The following is a 26,111-nucleotide window of genomic DNA, read 5'->3' on the forward strand; positions in this document are numbered from 1 at the left end:
GTAGGGTGGCCCCATGAGCATCTCCCCGCAGGAGCATCCCCATGGCGCCCGGATCGGGGCCGGCCCCGGCATGCCGCTGGACGTGTGGACCCGGTGGCTCGCGGAGCCCCGGCTCATCGAGACCGCCGAGGGCCGGGAGGTCTGGAAGACCGCCTGGAAGCGCGTCCTGACCGGCTTCACCACCTTCGACCAGGAGAACAGATGACCGACCCCGTCACCCAGAACGGCCCGCAGCTGCCCGCCCCCGATGGCAGCGCCGATCCTCATCAGTGGCTCGAGGAGGTCACCGGCGAGGACGCCCTGACCTGGGTGCGGGAGCGCAATGCCGCGGCCGAGACCGAGCTCGATGCGGTCGCCGATCCGCAGGACCCCTCGGGACCGCCGCTGGCCGCGACGCTGCAGGACCAGATCCTCGAGATCCTCGACGCGAAGGACCGCATCCCCGGCGTCACCAAGCGCGGGGACTTCCTGTACAACTTCTGGACCGATGCCGAGCATGAGCGCGGGCTGTGGCGCCGCACCACCCTGGACTCCTACCGCACCGACGATCCCGAGTGGGACGTGCTGCTGGACGTGGATGCGTTGAACGAGGCCGAGGGGGAGGACTGGGTGTGGCACGGCGCCCGCCTGCTGCGCCCCGCCGGGCTGGACGAGGGGGAGCCCTACCGCCACGCCCTGATCGACCTCTCGCACGGCGGGGCCGACGCCGACGTCACGCGCGAGTTCGACCTCGAGAACCGCCGGTTCGTGCCGGCCGCCGAGGGCGGCTTCGAGCGCCCCGAGGCCAAGGGCTCCCTGAGCTGGATCGACACCGACACGGTCTGGGTCGCGACCGACTTCGGCGAAGGCACCGTGACCAGCTCCGGCTACGCCCGTCAGGCCCGGATCTGGCATCGCGGCACCCCGCTGGAGGAGGCCGAGCTGGTCCACGAGGTGGCGGAATCGGATATGGCCGTCTTCGCCGCGCATGACTCGACCCCCGGCTGGGAGCGGGACTGGGTGATCGAGGCCCACGCCTTCTACGACATGACGGTGCTCGTGGTGGACCGTTCGCAGCAGCCGCCCGTGCTGCAGCGGGTCGACGTCCCCGCCGATCTCGAGGCCAACGCGCACCGGGATCTGGGCATCTTCTCGCCGCGCAGCGACTGGGAGGTCGGGGAGTCGACGTATCCCTCCGGTTCTCTCGTGGTCGGCGACTTCGCCCGGTTCCAGGAGGGTGAGCCCGAGCTGCACATGCTGTTCGAGCCCACCGCGACCACCTCGCTGGCGGACATGACGATCACCCGCACCACCGTGGTGCTCTCGATCCTCGAGGACGTCGTCCACCGCCTCGAGGTCCACACCCGCGACGAGCACGGCCACTGGGTTCAGCGCGACCTGTACCCCGAGTTGCGCGGTGCGATCGGGGTCGCTGCGGTCGATGCCGACCTCAGCGACGAGGTGTGGGTGACGGTCACCGATTTCATCGATCCCACCCGGCTGCTGCTGGGCGATCTCTCCGAGGTCGCGGAGGACGGGCAGGCCGGGGAGCTCGTCCGGGTCAAGTCTGCTCCGGCGCGCTTCGACGCCGAGGGTCTCGACGTCAGCCAGCACTTCGCGGTCAGCGACGACGGCACCCGCATCCCCTACTTCGAGATCTCCCGCCCGGACCGGGTCGAGGCCGGGCAGCTCCAGCCCACCCTGCTGTACGGCTACGGCGGCTTCGAGATCTCCCTGACCCCGTCCTACCTCGGCGGGATCGGCAAGGCCTGGCTCGAACGGGGCGGCACCTATGTGCTGGCCAACATCCGCGGCGGCGGCGAGTACGGCCCGCGCTGGCACCAGGCCGCGCTCAAGGAGCACCGCCACCGCGCCTACGAGGACTTCTCCTCGGTGGCGAAGGATCTGCTGGAGCGCGGGGTCACCGACCGCGATCACCTCGCGGTGCGCGGCGGCTCCAACGGCGGCCTGCTCACCGGCAACATGGTCACCCAGTACCCGGAGCTGTTCGGGGCGGTGATCATCCAGGTGCCGCTGCTGGACATGAAGCGCTACAGCCACCTGCTCGCCGGGGCGTCCTGGATGGCCGAGTACGGAGATCCGGACACCGAGGACTGGGAGTACCTGCGCAGCTTCAGCCCGTACCACCTGCTCGCGCAGGACCGAGCGGAGGAGTACCCGCCGACCTTCGTGCTGACCTCCACCCGCGACGACCGCGTCCATCCCGGGCACGCCCGGAAGTTCACCGCCGCGATGGAGTCCCTCTCGGCCGATGTGCGCTACTGGGAGAACATCGAGGGCGGCCACGGAGGAGCGGCCACCAACGAGCAGGCGGCCAGGATGAACGCCCTGCTGTACACCTTCCTGTGGGCCACGATCGGGGCGGACTCATGACCGCGGCCAGTACGCCGCAGGAGCCCGCTCCCGTCCCGTCGGGCGGCGCGGTCGAGGACCTGGACACCCTCGTGGATCGGCTCGCCGCGGAGCAGAGCGAGCCCGGCGCTCCGGCGGCGGGACCCGCCGGGACGGCGGCCGAGGCCGACGGGCGACCGGAGCCGCCGCTGCTGGCGGGGGAGCGGGAGACCCTGGAGGGCTTCCTGGACTTCCTGCGCGCCACGCTGCTGTGGAAGGCCGCCCCGCTGAGCGACGAACAGGCCTCACGGCGACTGGTCGGCTCCGACACCACCGTCACCGGGATGCTCCGCCACCTGGCCGACACCGAGCGGTACTGGTTCCGGGAGGTCCTCGGCGGTGTGCCGCTCGAAGACGTCGGCTACTGCTGGTCCGACGGCCAGGACACCGATCGCGAATGGCGGCTCCCGGCCGGGGCCTCCCTCCGGGACGCCCTCGACGACTACCGCGGCGCGACCGAGCAGTCCCGGTCCCAGCTCGCCGGTCGCGAGCCCGAGGAGGAGCTCCACGGCGGGAACGAGGTGCGGACCGTGCGCTGGGTGCTGACCCATATGGTCGAGGAGACCGCGCGCCACGCCGGGCAGCTCGACATCCTGGTGGAGCTGCTGGACGGCCGGACCGGAGAATGAGCGCCGCCCCGGTGTCACCGGCCTCCGCGCTGTCCCTGGCACCCGACTTCTTCGACCGGTCGGCGCAGGACGACCTGCTGCAGCTGCGCAACGACCTGATGACCGTCTACCGGGAATTCTCGGCCGACGACCCGCGGCTGTTCCCGCTGCGCTATGCCCGCACCGTCCCGCGTCGACCGCGCGCCGCGTCACCGCGACCGCGCACCGGCGAGCCTGCTCGGGCGCGGCCCCCGTCGGGCATCGCCCGCCCGCAGGTGCCGGTGCTGCTGATCCCCGACGGGCCCGCGCGGGCCTCCGTGCTGCCCTACGACGTGCTGCGACGCAGCCTGGCCGGCCGCGGACTGGACGTGCTGATGATGGAGCACCGCGGGGTGGGCCTGTCCCGGCTCGATGCGCGCGGCGAGACCCTGCCCGCGCACATCATGACCCTGCGCGAGGTGATCGGGGATCTTCTCGCGGTGCTCGACCACGCGCGCATCGAGCAGGCCGCGGTGGTGGGCAGCGGCTACGGCGCCTATCTCGCCCAGGTGCTCGCGATCCTGCATCCGCAGCGGGTGCATTCCCTGGTGCTCGACTCCCCGCTGACCAGTGCCGGGGACGAGGTCCTGGCCCAGCAGGCCCTGCGCGACCGGTACTGGGACGGCACCGAGCCGGCGACCGCCGCCACCGCTCGCACGCTGCGCCGGCTGGCGCAGGAGGGCACGATCGACGCCCAGCGGGCGGGTCCCGTGGTGCTGGCCGTGCATGAGCACGGCGGGCCGCAGGCGGTGCGTGAGCTGGTCGACCTGCTGGCCGTGGGCCGAGGGAACCTGACCTGGACGAGTGTGCGCCAGGTGCTGAACCAGGTGTGGCTGCAGTCCACGCCCTATGTCGTCGAGCACGATCTGACCGCCCGGATCGCGCACACCGAGCTCGGCGGCGGGCATCATGCCGATGACGGCCCGCTGGATCCGCTGGTGAACGAGGCGGAGCAGGCACGCGCCGTACCGCCGTTCCGCGGGGAGAAGCTGGACCTGCACCAGCTGGCCCCGGCGATCAGTGCCCCGACCCTGGTGATCACCGGCACCCAGGATCTGGTCTCCCCACCGCAGATCGCCCACGAGCTCGCCCGCAGGATCCCCTCGGCGCGACTGCTCGAGGTCCCCGGGGCGCGCCACTCGATGCTCGATACCCGCAGCCGGATCCTCCAGGTCGCCGCACGCTGGAGCGCCTGCGGGACTGCGCATCTGCTGCCCGAGCGTGCCGCGGAGCTGGCCGCGCTGCCGGTCTCGGCCACGGACCTGGCGCTGTCCCGCGGCCTGCAGATCGCGCTGGCGGCCGAGCGGCTGTCACCCTGGCGGCTGCGTCTGGCCTCGGCACGGGCCGAACGTGAGCGGAACCTGCGCGCGAAGGCCCAGGTCGATCCCCGCTCGCACCTCGGGCGCCGGGGCGGCATCGACCGCGCGGACCCGGTGTGAGACCCGAGCCCGAGAAGTCGGGGGACGGGGCGAGGAACAGTAGTCTGACCCCTGGCGATATCGGACGGGGTGGAGGGGCGCGGATGCGGGGAAGCACGAGTCGACGGCGAGCCACGGGCATCCGCGCCACGGTCCCGCCGAGCTCCCGCCAGGGCCTGCTGCGCGCTCTCGCCGTCGCCAGCATCGTCGGGGTCGGCACGGTGACCGGCTTCGGTGCGGCGGGACTGGGTCCCCTCGCCGCGCTCGCCGGAGATTCCCCCGAGACGCCCGCGGAGACGGATCCGCAGATGCCGCCTGCCTCCGACGGTGGTGGGGCCGTGGCGACGACGGGAACCCCGACCGCCGTGCCGACCTCCGAGGAGGAGCCGACGGAGGACGAGCGCGTCCCGACCCCGCCGCCGTCGGAGACCGACGCTGCAGCGATAGAGGACCCGCCGGCGCCCACCGCCGACCCGGCCCCCACCGGGACCGACCAGGAGCGCCGAGGCGGCCGGGGCAGCAGCTCTTCCGACAGCGGGCGCCGGGCAGGCGGCTCCGGTGGGGGCGCGTCCTCCGGGCACGGGAACGGTGGGCAGACCACACCGGCGGCGCCGGGGTCCCCGCCCGTGGAGCAGCCGTCGCGCACGCCCGAGCCGAGCGAGACCACCGGCACGCCGGCCGGCTCCCCGAACCCGCCGACCGACCAGTCGACGGACCCGTCGACCGATGAAGCGACCGATGAATCGACCGGGGAGTCGACCGAGCAGCCCGGCCCCGGGGACCCCGGCACGACGAGCCCCTCGGAGGGTTCGGGCGAGGAGGCGACCGAGGGCACGGGCGAGGAGACCGGTGAGACAGGTGACGGTGGGACCGAGCCGACCGCCGACCCATCGCCGACCTCGTAGCCGGTGCCCCGTCGGCGCCTGCGCGGCAGCTCGCGCCGCTACGTGCGGCACACCACCGTGAACCCGCCGTCCCTGTACACCTGCTGGTAGTCGGTGCCCCACTCCTGCTCCGCCCAGATCGCGAGATCCGCGGGCGGGGTGCCGGCCCAGGAGAAAGCGTAGTGGTCGCCGAGCACGCAGTCGGGCACCCGCCGGTTGGGGCCGTGCAGCCACTGCACGTCATGGTCCGGGACCGCCTGGGCCAGCAGCGTGATGTCCACGGCGAGCACCGCACCGTCGGGCACCGCGGCCAGTGCCTCGGCAGCGCTCGGAGCCCGCCAGGAGGGTTCCCAGCTCGCCGGCCGCAGCACATCCAGCACCGGCATCGCCGGTCCGAGGGCGAGGGTCACCGCCGCCGAGGCCGCGACTGCGGTGATACGGACCCGCCGCCCCGGTCGCTGCGCGTCCCGCCGCCACCAGGCGGTGGCCCGTCCGGTGCGCCGATCCCCGAGGGCATCGAGCAGCGCGGCCAGCGCGATCGGCATCAGCACGGCGTTGTAGTGCCAGTACCAGTCCCAATAGAACTCGACCGTCCCCGTGAAGCGCCAGGCCAGAGTGGGGAGCATCAGCCAGATCAGCGGTGAGCGCCCCCCGATCAGCCCCGCCGCCGCCAGCAGCATCGCCGCTGTCAGCCACTTCGCCGGGGGCCAGAACACCTCCAGCGCAGAGCCGAGGTTGTCCGTGTAGTCGTACTGCCCGGCGGTGTTCAGCCACGGCAGGATCACGAAGGTCGACAGCACGAACCAGCCGGCACCCCACCCGGCCAGGGCGATACCCCATCCGCGATGAGGGCGATACCGCAGTGCGATCATCACACCGAGCAGCGCGACGGTCAGCCCCAGATCCTCCTTGACCAGCACCAGCGGCGCCGCCCAGAGCACGGCCACCGGCACCTTCCCCCGCAGCAGCGCCGTCAGCGACAGCGCCAGCAGCGGCACCGCGAAGGCGATCTCGTGGAACTGCACCGAGACCGCGGACTGCAGACCGAAGGAGAACACGTACGCGCCACCGGCCAGCATGCCGAGGCCGGGCCCCAGGCGATCGATCGCCAGACGCGTCAGCGGGATCGCGGAGAGACCGAACAGCAGCGCCTGCGTCCACAGCAGCGCCTCGCCGGAGGGCCAGACCCACCACACGGGGGCCAGCAGCACCAGCAGCGGATGGAAGTGATCGCCCAGCAGGTTCACCCCGTCACCCTTGATCGGCACGATCGGGGCACGCAGCTCCCCGTAGGCCCGTGCGAGCTGCGTGAAGATCCCCAGATCCCAGGACCGGGCCACCAGGTGGTGGAACTGCTGGGAGCCCTGCAGGCCGTAGGCGAGGGACGCCACCATCGCGAGCACCACGGGAACGATGCGCCGGGCTCGATCCACCGCCTGTTCCGCAGCCGGTGCGGCCCCGCCCGTCGGATCGAGGGCCGCAGGGGCTGAGGTATCGGTCGGGCGGTCCACCCCGCGAGCGTATACGGCCGCTCACGGTGGCCCGCTCGCGCGGATTTCGGCATTCAGCCTCAGAACCGGCCGCCCCATGATGGAATGCTGAACGCCGGCGTACGTTGCGGGACCCCACCTCGCGACGACGCGCCGCACCCCTTTTCCCACCTCCGGAGGAATGCAACGATGCACTTCACCCGCTCAGATCTGCCCCGACCCCGCGGCGCGCTCGCCGCCGGCGCCGGTGCCGCCCTCGTGGCCGGCATGCTGGTCGCCTCGCCCGCCATGGCCGATGGCGATTCTCCCGACTTCCTCGGCTCCGCTGCGGACCTCGGCGTCGAGGTCCCCACCCCCGACGACGTCCTGGACTCCGCCGAGGCCGCGATCCCGGGCCGCTGGCTCGTCGAGGTCTCGGGCGATCCCGTGCTCCGCGGCGGCAGGGCCTCGACGAACACGCGAGCACAGGAGAAGGTCCAGCAGCGGGCCGAGGCCGTCGAGATCCCGATGGACGTCGAGGAGACCTTCGTCGCCGGCTGGAACGGCATGTCCGTCTCGATGAGCGACACGGACGTCGCCGAGCTCCGCACGGTGCCCGGCGTGTCGGCGGTCTACCCGGTGCTCGAGGTCGAGATGCCCGAGCCGGTCGATGCCTCCCCGGAGGACGTCTACGGCAACGCCATGACCGGCGTGGACCAGGTCCAGCAGATCGACGGCCTGAGCGGTGAGGGCGTGACGGTCGCCGTCATCGACTCCGGCATCGACTACAACCACCCTGATCTCGGGGGCTCCGGCACCGACGACCAGACCAAGGACTTCCCGGGCGACCGGGTGATCGGCGGCTACGACTTCGTGGGCGATGCCTACGACTCCGCTGAGGGGACCCCGGTCTCCCCGGACGAGTATCCCGATGACTGCGGCGGTCACGGCTCCCACGTCGCCGGCATCATCGGCGCTGACGGCGACCGTTCCACCGGCGGCGTGCTCGGCGTGGCGCCCGGTGTGGACCTGCTCTCCTACCGGGTGTTCGGCTGCGAGGGCTCCAGCAGCACCGAGGTGATCCTCGAGGCGATGGAGCGGGCGATGGAGGACGGCGCCGACGTGGTGAACATGTCCCTCGGCGCGAGCTTCGTGACCTGGCAGGACTATCCCACGGCGCAGATGTCCGATGTGCTCACCGACAACGGGATCACCATGGTGATCTCCGCGGGCAACGAGGGCACCGCCGGGACCTTCTCGAGCGGCGCCCCCGGCGTCGCCTCCGGCGCGATCACGGTCGCCTCGGTGGACAACACCGACCGCCGCTCGCCCTATGCCCTCGCAGCCGGCCGGGAGATCGCCTACGGCCCGGCGACCGGCGGCTCCGCTGCCGTCCCGACCGCCGGAGAGCTCGCACTGATCTCCGCGGGTGCCCCGGGCACCGAGGCCGCGCAGGGCTGCGACGCCTCCGTCGTCCCGCCGGCCACCGGTTCGGGCCAGGCCCTGCTCATCGAGCGCGGCGAATGCTCCTTCCACCTCAAGGCGCTCGCGGGCCAGGAGGCCGGCTATGACGCCGTGATCCTCTACAACAACGCCCCCGGTGTCGTGAACCCGACCGTCGAGGGCGACCCGGAGATCACGGTCCCCGTGGTCATGATCGGCCAGGACGACGGCCTCGCTCTGCAGGAGGCGCTCGCCTCGGGCGAGGTGACCTGGGCCTGGCAGGAGGGCGCGGCGGTCTTCGAGAACCCCACCGGAGGGCTCGTCTCGGACTTCTCGTCCTACGGCCTGACCGCTGAGCTGCAGCTGAAGCCGGACGTCGCCGCCCCCGGCGGTTCGATCTGGTCCACGCTCCCGCTGGAGCAGGGCGGGCACGGCTCCATGTCGGGCACCTCGATGGCGGCACCGCACGTCGCCGGTGCGGCGGCCCTGCTGCTGGAGTCGGAGCCGGATCTCGGGCCCGCCGACGTGAAGGCCGCGATGATGAACACCGCGGATCCGCTGACCTGGTCGCTGATGCCGGACGTGGGCTACCTCGAACCGGTCCACCGCCAGGGCGCGGGCCTGCTCGACATGGTCGGCGCGGTGCACACCGCGACGAGGGTCGAGGAGCCCTCGGTCTCCCTCGGCGAGGGCGAGGCCGGTCCGCAGACCGTCACGCTCACCGTCAGCAACGATTCCGAGACGGAGCAGACCTACACCGTCGGCGTCCGCCACGGCATCGCCACCAGCCACCCCACCTACGACCCGGGTTCTACGATGCCGAGGGCACCGCGGAGCTCGGTGCGGACACGGTCACCGTACCCGCGGGCGGCAGCACCGAGCTCACCGTCACCCTCGGCGAGGACTTCGGCGAGGACGGCATCATCTACGGCGGCTGGATCACGCTGACCGGTGCGGAGGACGACATCGTCGTCCCCTTCGCCGGGCTCTCCGGTGACTACCAGGCGCTGCCGGTGCTGGATGACCAGGGGATGGGCCTGCCCGCCCTCGGGATCTCCGACGGGGCCGGCAGCGTGCTGCTGGATCCCGACGGCGATCACACCTACACGATGCAGGACGGGGACATCCCGTACATCGCGTACTACTTCGGCTACCCCGTCGAGCGTCTGGAGATCCAGGCTTACAGGGTCACCAGGGGAGGGAAGACCAAGCCGGTCAACCCCGCCGTCAGCCTGATCGACGCCGCCGACCACCTGGGCCGCTCCGCGGCACCCGAGGTCTACGGCTGGGACGGCAGCTACCCGCGCAAGGGCACGAAGCCCAGGACCGTGAAGAACGGGGACTACCTCCTCGAGATGCGGGTGCTGAAGCCCCTGGGCGATCCGGACAACCCGGATCACTGGGAGACCTTCACCTCCCCGCGGTTCTCGATCGACGACCCGGACCCGCGCAGCGGCGCAACCCGCTGAGCTGAGAGGATCGCCAGGGCGGCGGCACCCGGTCCCCGGGTGCCGCCGCCCTGCTCTCAGGCCCTCAGCTGCTCGGCCTCGAGCCGGGCGAAGCGGATCTCCCTCGACTCGACCTCCCAGAGGATCCCGATCGCCTCGTCATCCAGCGCCTGGACCACGGAGTAGTCCAGCGGCCCGGGCTCGAACACCAGCGCCTCCTGCCAGGTCTGCCCGTCATCGTGCGAGGTGCTGAGCGTGCCTCGGATCCGGGCGAAGCGGTCGTGGGCGCCGGTGAACAGCAGCTCGCGTGCCCGCGGGTCCTCGCTCGGGGCCTCGGGGAACCGTCCGGCGAGCTGGGCATTGTTGCCGGGGTCCACGAACTGCGGATCGACGCCCCGATCCGCCCAGCTCTGCCCGCCATCGGCGGAGACGGCGATGCGCCGATGCCCGCCGCGGGCATGATCGCGCGAGTTCAGCAGCACTCGGCCATCGGAGAGCTCCACGATCGTGGTCTCATCCATGTCCTCGCCGACCGGCTCTCCACGCTGCCAGGACTCGCCGTGGTCGTCGGAGTAGAGCACGTAGGAGCGCACCACCTCGCCGCCGGCCGCCGGGGACGCGGCGGCGGCATGGAACCAGCCGCAGTACGGCTGCAGCAGCCTCCCCGCGTACGGGCCGCGCCGCAGCACGATGCCCGCCCCGGAGGTGGGGAAGGCGGTACGGATCAGCGCCGGGGGAGCGGCGACCTCGGTCACCGAACGGAACTCCCAGCTGCGGCCCGCGTCCTCGGAGATGCCGACGGCGGAGCCCATCACGTCCCGGTCCGCGTCATCGGCGCCCGCGACCGCGTCCCACACCCCGCGATCCTTCGCATGGGTATGGAAGACCAGCACCCGTCCCGAGGCGGGATCGTGGAGGTAGCTGGGGTCGCAGTACCAGTGCCGGCCTGTGCGGTCCGCGTCCCGCAGCTCCTCGAAGGGGCCCCAGGTGCGGCCGCCGTCCAGAGACCGCCGCTGCACCAGCCCCGTCGGGTCGGGGACGTCCTGGCCGGTCTCCCGGCCGTCGAAGCCGGCGAGCAGGTGCCCGTCGCCGAGGTGGACCAGGCCCACGATCCGGTAGCGGGGCCAGGGCCCCTCCCCGGCGCGGGCGAGCACGGTATGGGGCACGGGGGCGTCGGGCACGGGCGCCGGGGACGAGCCGAGGGAGATCATCAGCGGGCCTCCGATCGGGCGTCCGTGACGGCGGTGCAGAACCAGCGGGTGATGCTGGTCGGGTGGGTGATCGCGGTGCCGACCACGACCGCGAACGCTCCGGTGGCGCGAGCGTCGGCCGCCTGCAGCGGGGTGTGCACCCGGCCCTCGGCCACCAGCACCGAGGTCGGGGGCAGCTGCCCCGCGAGCTCGCCCAGCAGCTCCAGGTCCGGGCCATCGGTCCGCGGACGGGCCGGGGTGTACCCGGCCAGAGTGGTGCCGATGAGCTCGATCCCGAGATCGGCGGCGGCCAGGGCGGACTCGAGGCTGTCGCAGTCCGCCATCAGCGGGCCCTCGAAGCGCTCCCGCACCGCGGAGACCGTCTGGGCGAGGGTGCGGTCGTCGGGTCGGGGGCGGGTGGTGCCGTCCAGGGCGAGGATGTCGGCGCCCGCCTCGATCACCGCGAGGCAGTGCTCGAGGGTGGGGGTGATGAAGACCCCCTCCTCGCCGTCCTTCCAGATCCCGATCACCGGGACGTCCACGGCGGACTTCACCTGAGCGATGTCCTCGAGGCCCTGGGCGCGCACCGCGGAGGCGCCGCCCTGCTGGACCGCCGAGGCGACCTGCGCCATGGTGCGCGGATCGCGCATCGGCTCACCGGGATAGGCCTGGCAGGAGACGATCAGGGAGCCCTCCAGGGCGGAGACCAGGGGATGCATGGCGAGCCTTTCAGCAGACGGAGCGGGGAGCGGGGGTGTTCAGCTCAGGCGGACAGGTCATCGAGCGCGCGGGCGGCGGCGCCCAGCAGTGCGGCATGGCTGCCGGCGGTCGCGGCGAGCACGGGGGTGTCGGCGACGACGTCCATCGCCTCCTGCGCGATGCCGCGGCTCACGGCCTCGCGCCAGAGCCCGCCGACCTCGGCGACCCCGCCGGTGAGGGCCACCACCTCGGGATCCAGCACGTTCAGCAGGCCGCCGATCACCCGGCCCGTGGCGAGCCCGGCGATCCGGTACGCGTTCAGAGACGCGCTCGCACCGGCCGCGGCCGCGGCCGCGAGCGAGTGGCCGTCATGCACCGAGGCGTCGGCCCCGAGCCGGCGAGCGAGCTGCACGATCCCGGGACCCGAGGCGAGCCCCTCCAGGTGCCCCGTCCGCCCGCAGGGACAGGGGACGCCCTCGGCCTCCGGCACCGCGACGTGGCCGACATGGCCGGCGGAGCCGTGGGAGCCGAGCACCGCCCGACCCGCGATCACCTGAGCACCGCCGAGACCGGTGCCCACCGCGATCAGCAGCATCGAGGCGCGGCCGCGGCCAGCTCCGAAACGGGCCTCGCCGAGCCCGTGGGCGTGGACGTCGTTCAGCACGCTGACCGGGACGCCGAAGCGCGCCTCCAGCGGGGTGCGCACATCGGTGCCCGCCCAGCCGGTGAGGGAAGCGGTGGCGTGGGTGACCCGCCCGAGAGCGCTGTCGATGACCCCGGCGCAGGACATCCCCACCGCGCGCACCCGGGTCCCGGAGCTGACCTGCTCGGCCAGCTCCGCGACGGCACCGAGGATCGCCTCCGGACCGGCGGTCGCGGGTGTGGCCACCTCGGCCACCCGTTCGATCCCCGGTACCGCACCCTCGGTGGGTGTGCCGGTGCTCGACGTCCCCGCACCGTGCACCAGCGCGCCGCGGATCTTGGTGCCCCCGAGGTCGAGGGCGAGGACCGGATCAGGCATCCGCGACCCCGGCCGCCGTCCCACCCTCGGCGCCGCCGAGCAGACCCGTCTGCTCGAGGATCGCGCGGATGCGCCCCACGGCGTCCCCTCGATCGGGGACATGGGCCGGGCCATGGAGTTGGTGGAGAAGATCCCCAGCTCCCGCAGCGCGGTCTTGAAGGCGCCGACGCCGCCGGCGGGACCGACCTTGTCGGTGGGCTGGAAGACGATCTCGAACAGGGCGGCCAGTCGGTCCTGCTCGGCGCGCACCAGCTCCCAATCGCCCGCCTGAGCGGCCCGGTGCATGCGCACGAAGCCGGCCGGGTCCACGTTGCCGAGCCCCGGCACGGAGCCGTCGGCCCCGGCGAGGTAGGCGCCGTCGACGACCACCTCATGGCCGGTCAGCAGCGTCAGCGGGGAGCCCGCAGCGCGGTTGGCGGCCGCGAGGCGACGGAAGCCGACGTCGTCGCCGCTGGAGTCCTTGACCCCGGCGATCACGCCATCGGTCCCCAGCCGCAGCAGCTGGGCGGGGGCCAGTTTCGTGTGCACGCACACCGGGAGGTCGTAGGCCCACAGCGGGCGGTCGGTCGCAGCGGCGATGGCACGGAAGTGGGTGTCGATCTCCTCCGGGCCGGTGATCGCGTAGAACGGGGCGGTCGCGACGTAGCCGGCCAGGTCGAAGCGCTCGGCGGCGCGCACATGCTGGATGACGCGGTCGGTCTGCATGTCGATGGCGCCGGCGAGCACCGGCACCTGCCCGGCGACGGTCCCGGTGACGGCCTCCAGCACGGCGGCGCGGCGCTCGTCGTCCCAGAAGGCGACCTCACCGCTGGAGCCCAAGGCGAAGATGCCGTCGACGCCGCCCTCGAGGAGGCGGCCGACCAGACGCTCGAGCGAGGGCAGATCGATCTCGCCCTCGGCGGTCAGGGGGGTCAGCAGCGGGGGGATGACGCCGGTGAGGGGGTGGTGGTCATGAGGGTGATGCTCCTTCGAGGATCGGAAAGGGTGCAGGACGCCGGTGCGGCGTGCTCAGAGCAGCGAGGGCGCTGCGGCCAGCAGGGTCCGGGTGTACTCGTCCTGCGCCTCGGTGAAGATCTGCGCCGAGGAGCCGTGCTCCACGACCTTCCCGTGGTGCATGACGATGATCGAGTCGGAGATGAAGCGGACGGTGCTGATGTCGTGCGAGATGAACACCAGGCCCAGGCCCAGCTGCTCCTTGAGGTCGGTGAGGAGGTTCAGCACCTGCGCACGGACGGAGACGTCCAGGGCGCTGGTCGGCTCATCGGCCACGATGATCTGCGGCTCCAGCGCGAGTGCCCTGGCGATCGCGACGCGCTGGCGCTGGCCGCCGGAGAGTTGGCGCGGCATCACCGCGAGCGCGGACTGGGGCAGGCCCACCAGGTGCAGCAGGTCCTTCACCCGGCCCCTGCGCTCGGCCTCGGTGCCGATGCCGTGCACCCGCAGCGGATCCACCAGGGTCTCCTGGACCGCCAGTCGGGGGTTCAGCGCGGTGGAGGGATCCTGGAAGATCACCGAGACGGTGCGTCCCAGCTCCTTGCGGGCGGCGCGATCGCGGGCCATGGCCCGGCCGTTGAAGAGCACGCTGCCGCGGGTGACCGGCTGCAGTCCGGTCATCACCCGGGCCAGGGTCGATTTGCCGGACCCGGATTCGCCGACCACGCCCAGCACCTCGCCGCGACGCACGGAGACGCTCACGCCGTCGACGGCGCGGATGGAGTCCGGGCGCAGCAGGCCGCCGGTGCGCAGGCGGTGGACGACGTGCACGTCCTGCAGCTCGATGGTCGGTGCGGAGGTCATCGCGTTTCTCCTTCGAGGGATGCGGGCACGGCGCCGGTGGTCGCCACGCGGTGGCCGGGGGCGTCCACCTCGAGCAGCCGCGGGCGGGCCGTCGGATCGGCCGAGGGGTCCAGCGAGCGCGGGGCGAAGCGGTCGCCGCGGGCGAAGTCGCCGGGGGAGGGGACGATGCCGGGGACCTGGTGCAGGCGCTCGGCGCCGGCCTCGATCGACAGCACCGAGCCCAGCAGGCCGCGGGTGTACTCGTGGCGGGGATCGATCAGCAGCTCGTGGGTGGGGGCCTGCTCCATCACCTGGCCGGCGTACATCACGGTGATGCTGTCGGCGAGCTGGGACACCAGGGCCAGGTCGTGGCTGACGAACACCATCGCGAAGCCGAGCTCCTGGCGCAGACTGTTCAGCAGCTCCACGACCTGCTTCTGCACCGTGACGTCGAGCGCGGTGGTGGGCTCATCGGCGATCACCAGGCGCGGGTCGCGCGTCAGGGCCATCGCGATCAGCACGCGCTGGCGCTGACCGCCCGAGAGCTCGTGGGGGTACGAGCTGAGGGTGCGGCGGGGATCCAGGCCCACCAGCTCGAGCAGCTCCTCGGCACTGCGGGTCCCGCCGCGCCGGGTCAGCTGCGCCATCTGGGAACGGATCAGCATCGAGGGGTTCAGGGAGCTCAGCGCGTCCTGGTAGATCATCGCGATCTCATGGCCGCGCAGGGCATTGAGCCGCTTCGGCGAGAGGCTCAGCAGGTCGGTGCCGTCGATCTCGACCGTTCCGCTGATCCGTGCCGTGGAGGGCAGCAGCCCCATGATGGCCAGGGAGGCGACGGACTTGCCGGACCCGGATTCGCCGACCAGGCCCATGGTCTCGCCGGGACGGACCTCGAAGGAGACCCCGTCCAGGATGTCGATGTCGCCGTGGGCCTGCGGGAAGGCGACCCGCAGATCCTCCACCCGCAGCAGCGGCGGCCCGGAGATGTCCACCTGCGGACGCTCCGGCCGTGCCAGCTCCGCCCGGCGCAGGGCCGTGAGGGAGTCGAGCAGCAGCCGGTGCGAGGGGTCCTCCTCGGTCGCGCCGATCAGCTCGGAGCTCTCGCCCGGCTGCTCGGCGGTCGGTGCCGAGGGGCCCTCGGCGTGCGTGGTCGGCGCGGCGACCTCCTCGGCCCCGACCAGGGCCTGCTCATCGGCCTCGACGTCGATCTTCGCGCGGACCCGGGGGCTCGCCATCGCGTCGGTCAGGCCCTCGGAGAGGATGTTCAGGCAGAGCACCGTCAGCAGGATCGACAGACCCGGGAAGAACGTCGGCCACCAGTAGCCCGACAGCAGCAGCTGCTTGCCGTCGGCGAGGATGTTGCCCCAGGACGGCGCCGGGGGCTGCACACCCGCGTTGATGAAGGACAGCGAGGCCTCCAGCACGATCGCATCGGCGACCAGCACGGTCGCGAACACCATGATCGGGGCGATGCAGTTGCGCGCCACGTGCTTGAGGAGGATCCACGGGGTGGAGGCACCCATCACCTGGGAGGCGGCGACGTAGTCCTCGCCGAACTGGGAGAGCACGTTGGCACGGATCACGCGCGCCAGCTGCGGCACGTACAGGAAGCCGATCGCGAAGATCAGCACCGGCAGCGAGGTGCCGAACACGGCCACGAACACGGCGGCCAGGGCGATCCCGGGGAAGGACATGATCACGTCGAGCGTGCGCATGAGGATCTCGGAGGGCAGCTTCGCGGCGGTGGCGGCGAAGGAGCCCAGCACCATCGCGGCGACCAGCGCCGCCGCGGTCGCGGCCAGGCCGATCAGCAGCGAGGAGCGGGCGCCGTGGATGACGCGGGAGAGGATGTCGCGGCCGATCGCGTCGGTGCCCATCCAGTGCTCCGCCCCGGGGGCGACCACGGGGGTGCCGGTGGCCAGCGGATCGTAGGGGGCCACCAGCGGGGCGAAGATCGCGACCAGGGCCAGCAGGGCCAGGAAGCCCACGGCGATGCGGCTGGGCCAGGGCAGGGCGGTCAGGGGGGCCAGCGGGCTGCCGCTGACGGAGCGAAGGCGGGATCCGAGCTTCGGTCGCATGTCAGATGCTCCTGATGCGGGGGTTGATGAGGACGTACAGGACATCCACGATGATGTTCACGACGATGAACGCGACGGCGACCACGAGGGTCACGCCCTGCACCAGGAAGACGTCGTTGCGGGTGACGCCGTCGAGGATGAGCTGGCCCATGGCCTGGATGTTGAAGATGATCTCGATGATCACCGCGCCGCCCATCAGGTAGCCGACCCGCAGGCCGAGCACGGTGACCGGGGTGATCAGGGCGTTGCGCAGCACGTTGCGGCTGACCACGACCGGGTAGGGGACGCCCGCGCCGATCGCGGTGCGCACGTAGTCGCGGTCCAGCTCCTCGACCATCGCGGTGCGGACCACACGGATCAGCGAACCGGCGACGGGGACGCCGAGGGCGAGCGCGGGCAGCGCGATGTTGCGCACGTAGGTGCCGGGGTCCTCGAACAGCGGGACCCATCTCGAGACCAGCGCCGGGAAGAGCCCCCAGCCGCCGGGGATCTCGCCGAGCCACTGGATCAGCAGGATCGCCAGCCAGAACGACGGGGTCGCGAGCGCGGCGATGGAGAAGATGCGGATGACCTGATCGATCCAGCCGTCGCGGAACAGTGCGGCGAGCACACCGAGCACGGCGGAGATCACGATGGCGATCAGCAGGCCGAGGAAGGTCAGCTGCAGGGTGATCGGGAAGGCCTGGGCCACGACCTCGGTGACCGGGACGTTGCCGCTGGTGGTGCCGAGATCACCGTGGAACCAGCCACCGACGAACGAGAAGTAGCGCTGCAGCAGCGGGTCGTTGAGCCCGTTCGCGGCGCGGTAGTTCTCCAGCGCCTGCGGGGAGGCGGACTCGCCCAGCGCGCGGCGGGCGGGGTCCGTGGGCGAGAACGACATGATGACGAACACCAGCAGCGCAGCGCCGAGGATCATGATCGGCAGCGAGATCAGGCGTCGGCCGATCAGGCGGACGAGTTGGGACACAGGGATCTCCGGTGGGGTCGGTGCACAGGGGCGGCGCGGGGCGCGAGGCACCCCCGCGTCGGGGCCGACGGGCGGTCGGCCCCGACATCGGAAGGGTCAGGCGGAGTTGGTCGTCGAGACGTCGATGAAGCTCAGCCCCGTCAGCGAGATCGGCTCGAAGTCGATCAGCGTGGAGCCGTTCCAGGCGGTCGGAGCCTTGCGGTGGAAGAGCGGGTACAGCGGGACCTCGTCCGAGAGCAGGTCGAACAGCTGGCCCCAGATCTCCTCCTGCTCGGAGACGTCGGTCGATTCCAGACCCTGGGCCAGCAGCTCCTGGACCTCGTCGTAGGCACCGACGCCCTTCCAGTGCATGCGGTTCTCGGTCCAGACATCGTTGCCGTACCACCAGCGCATGAGCAGATCCGGGTCGTTGCCGAAGACGGAGGGGTCGCCGGGGGCGACCATCACGTCATAGGAGTCCGGGTCGGAGTCCACCGTGTTGTACACGTCGGCGGACTGCTTCTGCTCGAAGGCGACCTCGATGCCGAGGGCGGTGAGCGATTCCTGGATGATCGGCGTGCACTGCTGGACCCAGCCGTGGTCGGTGACCAGCATCCGCAGGGAGGTCAGCCCGGTCTCGGCGAACAGGGACTTGGCCTTCTCCGCGTCCAGGGAGTAGACCGTCGAGGCCTCCTTGTAGTTCGGGTGGTCCTCCTGGACGAAGCAGCTCGCCGCCGTCGCCTGGCCGCTCAGCCCGGTCTCGATGACCTTGTCCATGTCGATCGCGTACAGGAACGCCTGGCGGTTGCGCACGTCGTTGAAGGGGTTGTCCGGGGCATTGTTGAACATCGCGAACAGCAGCCCGAAGCCGCCGACGGATTCGACGTCGGCCGTGGCCGCGAGCTGGTCGATCGACAGGTAGGGCACCGAGTCGATGGCCTGGACGGTCTCGGACTGCAGGGCGTTGGTGCGGGTCGCCGCGTCCGGGATGATCTGCCAGCTCATGGTGGCGGCCTTCGCGGGCATCGGGCCGGTGTAGTCCTCGAAGCGCTCGAACTCGACGATCTTGGAGGCCGCGCCGCTGTCGGTCATCTTCCAGGGCCCGGTGCCGATCGGGTCGGAGTCGAAGGCCTTCGGGTCCGCCTCGACCGCGGCCCGGGGCACGATCTTCACCGTCGAGAGCCGCTCGGCGAACACGCCGGTGGGGGTGGTGAGGGTGAAGGTGACGGTGGTGTCGTCCTTCTTCTCCACGCTCTCGATGAAGGGCACGAACTGTGCGTACAGCGAGGCGTTCTCCGGGTCCAGCACCCGCTCGAAGGAGAAGACGACGTCCTCGGTGGTGACGGGCGAGCCGTCGTGGAAGACCGCGCCGTCGCGCAGCGTGACATCCACGCTGGTGCCGTCGGCGGTGGGGACCTCGGTGCCGAGCGCCGCGTACACCTCGCGGGTCACGGGATGCAGCTCGGTCAGCCCCTCCAGGGTGTGCCAGTTGACCGCGATGGTCAGCGCCGCGGAGGTGGTCATCGGGTCGTAGCCGTTGGTGCCGAGCTCGTAGCTGATGGCCGCGGTGAGGTGGCCGTCCGGATCGGCCTCGCCCGCCGGTGCGCCGCCGCCGTCGGAGCCGGAGCCGCTGCCGCCGGAGTCCGTCGGTGCGCAGGCGCCGATGCCGGCCACGATGCCGGCCGCGCCGGCGATGGCGGCAGAGCCGCGGAGGAAGCCACGTCGGCCGAGCCGACCAGTGGAGTTGGAGATCACCGTTGATGCATCCCTTCTGGATGGTCCCGGCGCCGGCGGCGACGGGAGGGGGACGTCGTCCTCGCGGGTCGACGGGGGTCCGCCGCTGTGCGAAGATCAGACGTATGATGTCTGATGACTGAGGACAGTACATCATGGATCACGTGACCGCCACCACCGTGCGCGGCAGTCGTGATCGATCGGTGACCTGGGGATCGGACCGACGTCGCGGGAGCGACCGGTCCAAAGGAGGAGGCATGGTGCGCAGCAGGAACAGGGGCAACAGCGTCGTCGAGCGCGTGCAGGAGCTGATCCTGACCGAGGGCCTGACGCCGGGGGACCCGATGCCCACCGAGAGCGCGCTGTGCGAGCGCCTGGAGACCTCCCGCTCCTCGGTGCGCGAGGCGATGCGCACGCTGGCCTCGCTGGACATCGTCGAGGTGCGCCACGGTCACGGCACCTTCGTGGGGCAGCTCTCCCTCGCACCGCTGGTGGACGGGCTGCTCTTCCGGGCCCGGCTCGACGACGGCAACGACCTGCGCGCCCTGCGCGAGGTGGTCGAGCTGCGGATCGCACTGGACCTCTCGGTCGCGGACCAGCTGGTGGAGATCTACCGCGAATCCCACAACCCCGATCTCGAAGGACTGGTCGAGCAGATGCGCGGGCTCGCCTCCTCCGGCCGCCCCTTCCCGGAGGCCGATGCCGCCTTCCACACCGAGCTGTTCTCCCGCCTGGACAACGGCCTGCTGCGCCAGCTCGCGCAGGCCTTCTGGGAGATCCATACCGTCGCCGTGCCGCTGCTGCAGCTCCCGCCCGCCGAGGACATCCTGGACACCGTCGATGCCCACCAGGCCATGCTGAGCGCGCTGGAAGCCGGGGACGCGGCCGCCTACCGGGCGGCGGTCATCGAGCACTACCGCCCGCTGGGGCGGGTGCTGGATGCGGCCTCGCGCGCGGAGATCCTCCCCGTCGCCCCCGCCTGAGCCGGCGATGCGCCCGGTGCCCGCGCCGCGGCGAGCGCTACCGTGGGGGTCATGAGCGATGCGCACGATCCCGCCGCGCCGGCGGCACTGGACATCTTCCTGCCCTCCCCGCCACCCGATCACGAGCAGCAGGAGGCCTTCCTCGACGAGGCCGCTGCGCTCGCCCTGGACGGCCAGCCGATCACCGTCTATCTGCAGGACGAGGACGCCTGGGCCTTCCAGGAGTGCGAGCCGGTGCGGGCGCTGCTCGACTCCGCGGGGGAGGGGGCGCTGCCGGTCACGCTGCTGGGTCTGGACATCGTGGTCACCGCGGTCTATCCGAGCAGGGAGCAGATGACCCGGTTCGCGAGGGAGGGCGGAGCGCGCCGCACCCCGACCTCGGCCGCGGCGGCGGCCTGCGGGCCCGGCGGCACGCCGACCGGCGGGGCACCGCTGCCGCGCGAGGCGGGCGGCTTCGCGGCGCAGCTGATGGGGGCCGCCCCGGCCCCGGCGCGGCCGGAGGGCGGCCCGGACATCGGCGGCCGACGCAACCTCATGGGCGGCGACCACGGCGACGGGCTGCCGGAGCCGGGGACCCCGGCGCACTGAGCCCGCCCGGCCTGCGAGACGGCGATCGCCTCAGAGCGAGCAGGCCACCCCGTTGAAGCCGTGATTGCAGTAGCCGGTGGGGTGCTTCGCCAGGAACTGCTGCTGCTCGGCCTCGGCCGTGTAGTACACGCCGTTGCCGGCCGCGGCCAGCGGGAGCAGCTCGGTGCTGATGGTGCCGCGGCCGGCCTCGTCCAGAGCCTGCTGGTAGCGCCGCGCGGAGGAGCGCACCACCTCACCCTGCGCGGGAGAGGTCCAGTACACGGCGCTGCGGTACTCGGTGCCCACGTCATTGCCCTGCCGGTTCGCGGTGGTGGGATCGTGCTGCTCCCAGAACTGGGTGAGCAGGGCGCGCAGGGTCTCCTCGCCGCCGGAGTAGATCACGCGCACCGCCTCGGTGTGGCCGGTCTTGGCGGAGAAGACCTCCTCGTAGGTGGGGTGCGGCGTGAATCCGCCGGCGTAGCCCGAGGAGGTGGTGTGCACGCCCGGGACCTGCCAGGCGATCCGCTCGATGCCCCAGAAGCATCCGCCGGCCAGGATGATCTCCTCATGGCCCGCGGGCCAGGGCCGCGGGTCGACGGGGGAGTCGGGGCCGAGCATGTCGGTGCCCAGCACGAGGTGCTCGCGCGCGAGCGGATAGGGATAGCGATCCCGGCCGGGGAGCGCGTCCGCGGACGCGACCATCTCCTTCTTGTGCCCGTACAGGAGATCCATCATCTGCCACATGGGACCCACGGTAGTCCTGTCCCGGGCCTCATGCCTCCCCGTGGCGCAGCAGCTGCCCGGTCGGGGCATCGAAGTCCACCCGCTGCCCGCGCAGGTAGGTCGCGCGGACCCGGCCCTGGAGCGTCTTGCCCTGGTACGGGGTGATGGGGTTGCGGTGGTGCAGCTGACCGGCGTCCACCACGAAGGTCTCCTCGGCGGCGAACACGGCGAGATCGGCATCGAATCCGACGCGCAGCTGCCCCTTCGAGGTCAGGCCCACCCGCTCCGCGGGGGCGGTGGACATCCAGCGGACCACGCGCTCCAGATCGATCCCGCGGCGGCTCGCCTCGGTCCAGATCAGCGACAGGCCGAGCTGCAGGGAGGAGACCCCGCCCCACGCAAGGGCGAAGTCGCCGTCGCCCGCATTCTTGAGCTCGAGGGTGGAGGGGGAGTGGTCCGAGACGATGAAGTCGATGGTCCCCTCGAGCAGGCCCTGCCAGAGCTGCTCGCGGTTGTCCTCCTCGCGCACGGGCGGGCAGCACTTGAAGGCGGTCGCCCCGTCCGGGATCTCCTCAGCGCTCAGGGTGAGGTAGTGGGGGCAGGTCTCGACGGTGAGGTCGAGCCCCTCCCGCTTCGCGGCGGCGATCGTCTCCAGCGAGTCCGAACTGGACAGGTGCAGGATATGAGTGCGACCACCCGTGGTCCTGGTGCGCTCGATGACCGCGGAGATCGCCAGATTCTCGGCATCTCGGGGGCGGGACTGCAGGAAGCCCTGGTAGGCACCTCCCGCGGTCTGCGGGGCATTGTCGATCGTGTGGGCGTCCTCGGCGTGCACGATCATCATCGAGCCGAAGGCGGAGGTCTCCGTCAGGGCCTCCTCGAGCTCATCCGCGGTCAGCGGAGGGAACTCATCCACTCCCGAGTTCAGCATGAAGCACTTGAATCCGAAGACGCCGGCGTCATGCAGCGGTCGCAGCTGCGGGAGGTTGCCGGGGATCGCCCCGCCCCAGAACCCGATGTCCACGAAGGCGCTGTCCCGGGCGAAGAGCTGCTTGTACTCCAGCGCCGGGGGGTTGACCGTCGAGGGGATGGAGTTCAGGGGCATGTCCAGCACGGTGGTCACCCCGCCGGCGGCCGCGGCGCGGGTGGCGGTGGCGAAGCCCTCCCACTCGGTGCGCCCGGGCTCGTTGATGTGCACGTGGGTGTCCACCAGGCCCGGCAGCAGCGTCTCGTCGTCGGCGAGCTCGACGATCTCACGGCCCTGCAGCGCAGCGCCGAGGGGCTCGATCGCTGCGATCCTGCCATCGCGGATGCCGATCTCGCGGGCGGCGAAGCCGTTCTCGCCCGCCACGCGACGTCCCCTCAGCACGAGATCGAACGGCCTCCCCGGATCCTGCGGGGACTGCTCATCGCTCGCCCGGGGTCCGGGGGCGGCAGCGGGGGCCTCGCCGTGCTCGCGGTGGAAGTCGGCGATGAGTCGCCGCACGCGATCGGGATCGTTCAGGGCGACCCCGGTCACGGGGGCGTCGGTGCCCTGGCCTCGGGAGTCCTGTGTCGTCATCGTCTGTCCTTCTGCTGGTGCGTCCCGGCCGCTCGTCACGGTCGGTGCTGGGGATGGGCCGCGCTCATCCGCCGGCGACGGGGTAGGGGTCAGTCTGCTGTGCAGGGTCCGGGTGGCGGGAGGCGAACAGCTGCTGCCCGATCTCGGCACCCACCTCCTGCAGCAGCCGAGGGGCCTCGGCCATGCTGGAGCGGGCGTCCTCCGCGCGCTCGAGCAGCGTGTGCACGGCGGCGAATCCCGCCTCCCGCAGCTGCTGCGGGGGCAGCAGGCTGCGGCCGCAGACCACGATGGTGGGGATCGAGGCCGCCTGAGCCGTGCGCAGCACGCCCAGCGGCGCCTTGCCTCCCAGGGACTGCGCATCGAGGCTGCCCTCGCCGGTGATCACGAGCGAGGCCCCTTCGATCCGCTCCGCGAGGCGGACCAGTTCCAGCACCACGTCGATCCCCGGCCTGCGATGTGCACCGAGGACGGCGAGCGCTGCGAATCCCAGCCCTCCGGCCGCCCCGGCGCCGGGCGCGAGCGCGACCTGCCCGGCAGCGGAGCCGAGCGCCTCCTCGGCGCGGTCCCGCCAGCGGGTCAGCCCCTCCTCGAGCGCGGCGACCTGTGCGCCCTCCGCGCCCTTCTGCGGCCCGAAGACGGCAGCGGCGCCCTGCGCGCCGAGCAGGGGGTTGTCGACGTCGGCGGCGAGCACGAACTCCGCACCCGCCACGGCCGGGGAGAGGCCCGAGAGATCGACGCGGGCGAGGTCCCGCAGGGCTCCGCCCCCGCCCGCGAGCTGCTCGCCGGCGGCGTCGAGGAACCGGGCGCCGAGAGCGGTGAGCATCCCGGTCCCCCCATCGGTGCAGGCGCTGCCGCCCACACCGAGGATGATCCGCTGTGCGCCCTGCTCGAGCGCATGCGCGATCAGCTCGCCGGTTCCGCGGCTGCCGGCCCCGAGGGCGTCCAGGAGCGGATCTCCGTCGGCATCGCGGGGGAGAGCGTCCAGGCCCGAGGCCTGGGACATCTCGATCACGGCGGTGGGGGTGGCGGTGGTGTCGTCGAGGGCGGCATAGACCGCCTCGACGGGCAGCCCCACCGGGCCGGTGACGGTCAGCGTCCGGGAGGAGTACCCGGCGCTGAGCGCCGCCTGGACCGTGCCCTCGCCACCGTCGGCCACCGGGATGGCGACGATGTCGAGGGTGTCCGGCTGCGCCGAGGCGGACCGCAGCCCCTTCTCCAGGGCTGCGGCCACCTCCTGCGCGTCCGCCGAGCCCTTGAACTTGTCCGGTGCGAGGATGATGCGCACTGCTGCCTCCTGTTCGCGGCTCGGCACGGCCGGACTACTTGCTCGCGAGGGCCGGTGCGGGCTCGGCGCCCTCGGTGACCTCGGTCAGCGGGGTGAGCGCGGTCGGGGCATCGTCCGCGGTCAGCGCCAGATCCTCGAACTCGTTCACCGAGTCGAGACCGCCACCCATGGAGATGTTGGTGACGCGCTCGAGGATGACCTCGACCACCACAGGGACGCGGTGCTCATCGGCCAGGCGGTTCGCCTCGGTGAAGCCCGCGGCCAGATCCGCCGGATCCTCGATCCGCACCGCCTTGCAGCCGAGCCCCTCGGCCACCTTGACATGGTCGACGCCGTATCCCTTGGTCTCGGGGGAGTTGATGTTGTCGAAGGCCAGGGAGACGTGGTAATCCATGTCGAAGCCGCGCTGGGACTGCCGGATCAGTCCCAGGTAGGAGTTGTTCACGACCACGTGGATGTACGGCAGATGGAACTGTGCGCCGACGGCGAGCTCCTCGATCATGAACTGGAAGTCGTAGTCGCCCGAGAGCGCGACGACCGTCTCGTCCGGCTTGCCGCGCACCACGCCGAGCGCCGCCGGTCCGGTCCAGCCCAGCGGCCCGGCCTGGCCTGCGTTGATCCACTTCCGGGGCCCGTACACGTGCAGCATCTGGGCACCGGCGATCTGGGAAAGCCCGATCGTGGAGACATAGGTGGTGTCCCGGCCGAAGGCCGAGTTCATCTCCTGGTACACCCGCTGCGGCTTGATCGGGATGTTGTCGAAGTTGGTCTTGCGGTGCAGGGTGCCCTTGCGGGCGGTGCAGGCATCGGCCCACTGCGACCAGTCCGGCAGCGAGGCCTTGCGCTCCCGCGCGACGGTCAGCAGCTGCTCCAGGGCGGCACCGGCATCGGAGACGATGCCGAGATCGGGGCTGAAGACCCGGCCGATCTGGGTGGCCTCGATATCGATGTGCACGAACTTGCGCTCACCGCGGTAGGTGGCGAGGTCGCCGGTGTGGCGATTGGCCCAGCGGTTGCCGATCCCGAGCACGACGTCCGACTCCAGGAAGGACACGTTGCCGTAGCGGGTGTGGGTCTGGATGCCCACCATGCCCGCCTGCAGACGATGGTCGTCCGGGATGCTGCCCCAGGCCATCAGGGTGGGGGAGACCGGGATGTTCAGCAGCTCGGCGAGCTCGACCAGCTGCGCGGAGGCGTTGGCGTTGATGACGCCGCCACCGGCGATGATGAGCGGCTTCTCCGCGCCGGCGAGCAGGTCCAGGACCTTCTCGATCTGGACCCGGCTGGCGGCCGGCTTGTCCGCGGGCAGCGGCTCGTAGGCGTCGATATCGAACTCGATCTCCGCCATCTGCACGTTGATGGGCAGGTCCAGCAGCACCGGGCCGGGGCGCGCGGAGCGCATGATCTGGAACGCCTTGGCGAAGGTGCCGGGGACCAGACCGGGCTCGAGGATGGTGGAGGCGTACTTCGTGACGGGCTTGGCGATCGACTCGATGTCGACGGCCTGGAAGTCCTCCTTGTGCAGCACGGAGGTCGGAGCCTGACCGGTGATGCACAGGATCGGGACGGAGTCCGCGGCGGCGGCGTACAGGCCGGTGATCATGTCGGTGCCGGCCGGGCCGGAGGTGCCGACGCAGATCCCGATGCCGCCCGTGGCGCGGGAGTAGCCGTCCGCGGCGTGCGAGGCACCCTCGACGTGGCGGTGCAGCGTGTGGCGGATCCCGCCGTGCTCGCGCATCGCCGAGTAGAAGGGGTTGATGGCGGCGCCGGGGAGGCCGAAGGCCTCGGTGGCCCCCTCCTTCTCCAGGATCAGGGCGATGGCGTCCACAGTGCGCATGCGAGTCATGA

21 protein-coding genes are annotated in these 26,111 nt (G+C 71.9%); 9 read left to right on the top strand and 12 right to left on the bottom strand.

The features are described from left to right. The first annotated feature begins 13 nt into the window (after positions 1-13). From CFK39_RS12040 to CFK39_RS12060, 5 genes are all read left to right on the top strand, one after another. Positions 14-205, top strand: coding sequence for a hypothetical protein (locus CFK39_RS12040; RefSeq protein ID WP_089065665.1), 192 nt, complete (start codon positions 14-16; stop codon positions 203-205). After that, positions 202-2,373, top strand: a complete 2,172-nt coding sequence (locus CFK39_RS12045) for a prolyl oligopeptidase family serine peptidase (protein ID WP_089065666.1) — start codon at positions 202-204, stop codon at positions 2,371-2,373. Before CFK39_RS12040 ends, CFK39_RS12045 begins: the two co-directional genes overlap by 4 nt. After that, entirely contained in the window at positions 2,370-3,020 is a 651-nt protein-coding gene (locus tag CFK39_RS12050) for a DinB family protein (protein WP_089066425.1), read from the top strand. The genes CFK39_RS12045 and CFK39_RS12050 overlap by 4 nt, the downstream gene beginning before the upstream one ends. After that, positions 3,017-4,477 (top strand): alpha/beta fold hydrolase, encoded by a 1,461-nt coding sequence (locus CFK39_RS12055; RefSeq protein WP_172805665.1) that lies wholly within the window; start codon positions 3,017-3,019, stop codon positions 4,475-4,477. The genes CFK39_RS12050 and CFK39_RS12055 overlap by 4 nt, the downstream gene beginning before the upstream one ends. A gap of 83 nt (positions 4,478-4,560) precedes the next feature. Continuing rightward, positions 4,561-5,361, top strand: a complete 801-nt coding sequence (locus CFK39_RS12060; RefSeq protein WP_089065667.1) for a hypothetical protein — start codon at positions 4,561-4,563, stop codon at positions 5,359-5,361. A gap of 38 nt (positions 5,362-5,399) precedes the next feature. Here the strand turns inward: CFK39_RS12060 and CFK39_RS12065 are convergent, their stop codons facing one another. Next, positions 5,400-6,851, bottom strand: a complete 1,452-nt coding sequence (locus CFK39_RS12065) for a DUF2079 domain-containing protein (protein ID WP_245822550.1) — start codon at positions 6,849-6,851, stop codon at positions 5,400-5,402. A 168-nt stretch (positions 6,852-7,019) separates the two neighbouring features. On the opposite strand from CFK39_RS12065, the gene CFK39_RS17590 reads away from it, so the two are divergent. Next, complete coding sequence (locus CFK39_RS17590; protein ID WP_172805666.1) at positions 7,020-9,200, top strand: S8 family serine peptidase; 2,181 nt, start codon at positions 7,020-7,022, stop codon at positions 9,198-9,200. A 65-nt stretch (positions 9,201-9,265) separates the two neighbouring features. Beyond that, entirely contained in the window at positions 9,266-9,721 is a 456-nt protein-coding gene (locus tag CFK39_RS12075) for a hypothetical protein (RefSeq protein WP_157697160.1), read from the top strand. 56 nt (positions 9,722-9,777) lie between these two features. On the opposite strand, the gene CFK39_RS12080 is transcribed toward CFK39_RS12075, so the two are convergent. The 7 genes from CFK39_RS12080 to CFK39_RS12115 all read right to left on the bottom strand — a co-directional run bounded on the left by CFK39_RS12080 (position 9,778) and on the right by CFK39_RS12115 (position 19,165). After that, the gene (locus CFK39_RS12080) at positions 9,778-10,911 is read right to left on the bottom strand and encodes a sialidase family protein (protein WP_089065670.1); all 1,134 of its coding nucleotides are present in this window, start codon (positions 10,909-10,911) and stop codon (positions 9,778-9,780) included. Further along, complete coding sequence (locus CFK39_RS12085; RefSeq protein WP_089065671.1) at positions 10,911-11,609, bottom strand: N-acetylmannosamine-6-phosphate 2-epimerase; 699 nt, start codon at positions 11,607-11,609, stop codon at positions 10,911-10,913. The genes CFK39_RS12080 and CFK39_RS12085 overlap by 1 nt, the downstream gene beginning before the upstream one ends. Before the next feature lie 44 nt (positions 11,610-11,653). After that, a complete protein-coding gene (locus CFK39_RS17365; RefSeq protein WP_338027723.1) occupies positions 11,654-13,600 on the bottom strand; it encodes an ROK family protein in 1,947 nt (648 codons plus the stop codon). Positions 13,601-13,618: 18 nt separating this feature from the next. Beyond that, the gene (locus tag CFK39_RS12100) at positions 13,619-14,407 is read right to left on the bottom strand and encodes an ABC transporter ATP-binding protein (protein ID WP_089065673.1); all 789 of its coding nucleotides are present in this window, start codon (positions 14,405-14,407) and stop codon (positions 13,619-13,621) included. Then, entirely contained in the window at positions 14,404-16,464 is a 2,061-nt protein-coding gene (locus tag CFK39_RS12105) for a dipeptide/oligopeptide/nickel ABC transporter permease/ATP-binding protein (protein ID WP_089065674.1), read from the bottom strand. The genes CFK39_RS12100 and CFK39_RS12105 overlap by 4 nt, the downstream gene beginning before the upstream one ends. A gap of 1 nt (position 16,465) precedes the next feature. Continuing rightward, positions 16,466-17,431 carry an ABC transporter permease gene (locus CFK39_RS12110; protein ID WP_089065675.1) on the bottom strand — a complete coding sequence of 322 codons (966 nt, stop codon included), beginning with the start codon at positions 17,429-17,431 and terminating at the stop codon, positions 16,466-16,468. A 96-nt stretch (positions 17,432-17,527) separates the two neighbouring features. Then, on the bottom strand, positions 17,528-19,165 hold the full coding sequence (locus CFK39_RS12115) for an ABC transporter substrate-binding protein (protein ID WP_089065676.1): 1,638 nt from the start codon (positions 19,163-19,165) through the stop codon (positions 17,528-17,530). A 236-nt stretch (positions 19,166-19,401) separates the two neighbouring features. On the opposite strand from CFK39_RS12115, the gene CFK39_RS12120 reads away from it, so the two are divergent. Both CFK39_RS12120 and CFK39_RS12125 read left to right on the top strand, forming a co-directional pair. Continuing rightward, positions 19,402-20,127 carry a FadR/GntR family transcriptional regulator gene (locus tag CFK39_RS12120; protein ID WP_089065677.1) on the top strand — a complete coding sequence of 242 codons (726 nt, stop codon included), beginning with the start codon at positions 19,402-19,404 and terminating at the stop codon, positions 20,125-20,127. A 51-nt stretch (positions 20,128-20,178) separates the two neighbouring features. Next, on the top strand, positions 20,179-20,715 hold the full coding sequence (locus CFK39_RS12125; protein ID WP_089065678.1) for an arsenic metallochaperone ArsD family protein: 537 nt from the start codon (positions 20,179-20,181) through the stop codon (positions 20,713-20,715). A gap of 30 nt (positions 20,716-20,745) precedes the next feature. Here CFK39_RS12125 and msrA read toward each other — a convergent pair whose 3' ends face one another. The 4 genes from msrA to gcl all read right to left on the bottom strand — a co-directional run bounded on the left by msrA (position 20,746) and on the right by gcl (position 26,109). Beyond that, on the bottom strand, positions 20,746-21,438 hold the full coding sequence (msrA, locus tag CFK39_RS12130) for a peptide-methionine (S)-S-oxide reductase MsrA (RefSeq protein WP_157697161.1): 693 nt from the start codon (positions 21,436-21,438) through the stop codon (positions 20,746-20,748). Between the two features lie 28 nt (positions 21,439-21,466). After that, positions 21,467-22,978 carry an allantoinase AllB gene (gene allB, locus CFK39_RS12135; RefSeq protein WP_089065680.1) on the bottom strand — a complete coding sequence of 504 codons (1,512 nt, stop codon included), beginning with the start codon at positions 22,976-22,978 and terminating at the stop codon, positions 21,467-21,469. Positions 22,979-23,042: 64 nt separating this feature from the next. Further along, a complete protein-coding gene (locus CFK39_RS12140) occupies positions 23,043-24,263 on the bottom strand; it encodes a glycerate kinase (protein WP_089065681.1) in 1,221 nt (406 codons plus the stop codon). A 34-nt stretch (positions 24,264-24,297) separates the two neighbouring features. Continuing rightward, positions 24,298-26,109, bottom strand: a complete 1,812-nt coding sequence (gene gcl / locus CFK39_RS12145) for a glyoxylate carboligase (protein WP_089065682.1) — start codon at positions 26,107-26,109, stop codon at positions 24,298-24,300. Positions 26,110-26,111 lie beyond the last annotated feature (2 nt).

Origin of the sequence: Brachybacterium avium (genome assembly GCF_002216795.1) — a bacterium.
Lineage (GTDB): Bacteria > Actinomycetota > Actinomycetes > Actinomycetales > Dermabacteraceae > Brachybacterium > Brachybacterium avium.

Coding starts and splice junctions, on each gene's coding strand:
- CFK39_RS12040 (WP_089065665.1), top strand. CDS start 14: ATGAGCATCTCCCCGCAGGAGCATCCCCATGGCGCCCGGATCGGGGCC.
- CFK39_RS12045 (WP_089065666.1), top strand. CDS start 202: ATGACCGACCCCGTCACCCAGAACGGCCCGCAGCTGCCCGCCCCCGAT.
- CFK39_RS12050 (WP_089066425.1), top strand. CDS start 2,370: ATGACCGCGGCCAGTACGCCGCAGGAGCCCGCTCCCGTCCCGTCGGGC.
- CFK39_RS12055 (WP_172805665.1), top strand. CDS start 3,017: ATGAGCGCCGCCCCGGTGTCACCGGCCTCCGCGCTGTCCCTGGCACCC.
- CFK39_RS12060 (WP_089065667.1), top strand. CDS start 4,561: ATGCGGGGAAGCACGAGTCGACGGCGAGCCACGGGCATCCGCGCCACG.
- CFK39_RS17590 (WP_172805666.1), top strand. CDS start 7,020: ATGCACTTCACCCGCTCAGATCTGCCCCGACCCCGCGGCGCGCTCGCC.
- CFK39_RS12080 (WP_089065670.1), bottom strand. CDS start 10,911: ATGATCTCCCTCGGCTCGTCCCCGGCGCCCGTGCCCGACGCCCCCGTG.
- CFK39_RS12085 (WP_089065671.1), bottom strand. CDS start 11,609: ATGCATCCCCTGGTCTCCGCCCTGGAGGGCTCCCTGATCGTCTCCTGC.
- CFK39_RS12100 (WP_089065673.1), bottom strand. CDS start 14,407: ATGACCTCCGCACCGACCATCGAGCTGCAGGACGTGCACGTCGTCCAC.
- CFK39_RS12105 (WP_089065674.1), bottom strand. CDS start 16,464: ATGCGACCGAAGCTCGGATCCCGCCTTCGCTCCGTCAGCGGCAGCCCG.
- CFK39_RS12120 (WP_089065677.1), top strand. CDS start 19,402: ATGGTGCGCAGCAGGAACAGGGGCAACAGCGTCGTCGAGCGCGTGCAG.
- CFK39_RS12125 (WP_089065678.1), top strand. CDS start 20,179: ATGAGCGATGCGCACGATCCCGCCGCGCCGGCGGCACTGGACATCTTC.
- msrA (WP_157697161.1), bottom strand. CDS start 21,438: ATGTGGCAGATGATGGATCTCCTGTACGGGCACAAGAAGGAGATGGTC.
- allB (WP_089065680.1), bottom strand. CDS start 22,978: ATGACGACACAGGACTCCCGAGGCCAGGGCACCGACGCCCCCGTGACC.
- gcl (WP_089065682.1), bottom strand. CDS start 26,109: ATGACTCGCATGCGCACTGTGGACGCCATCGCCCTGATCCTGGAGAAG.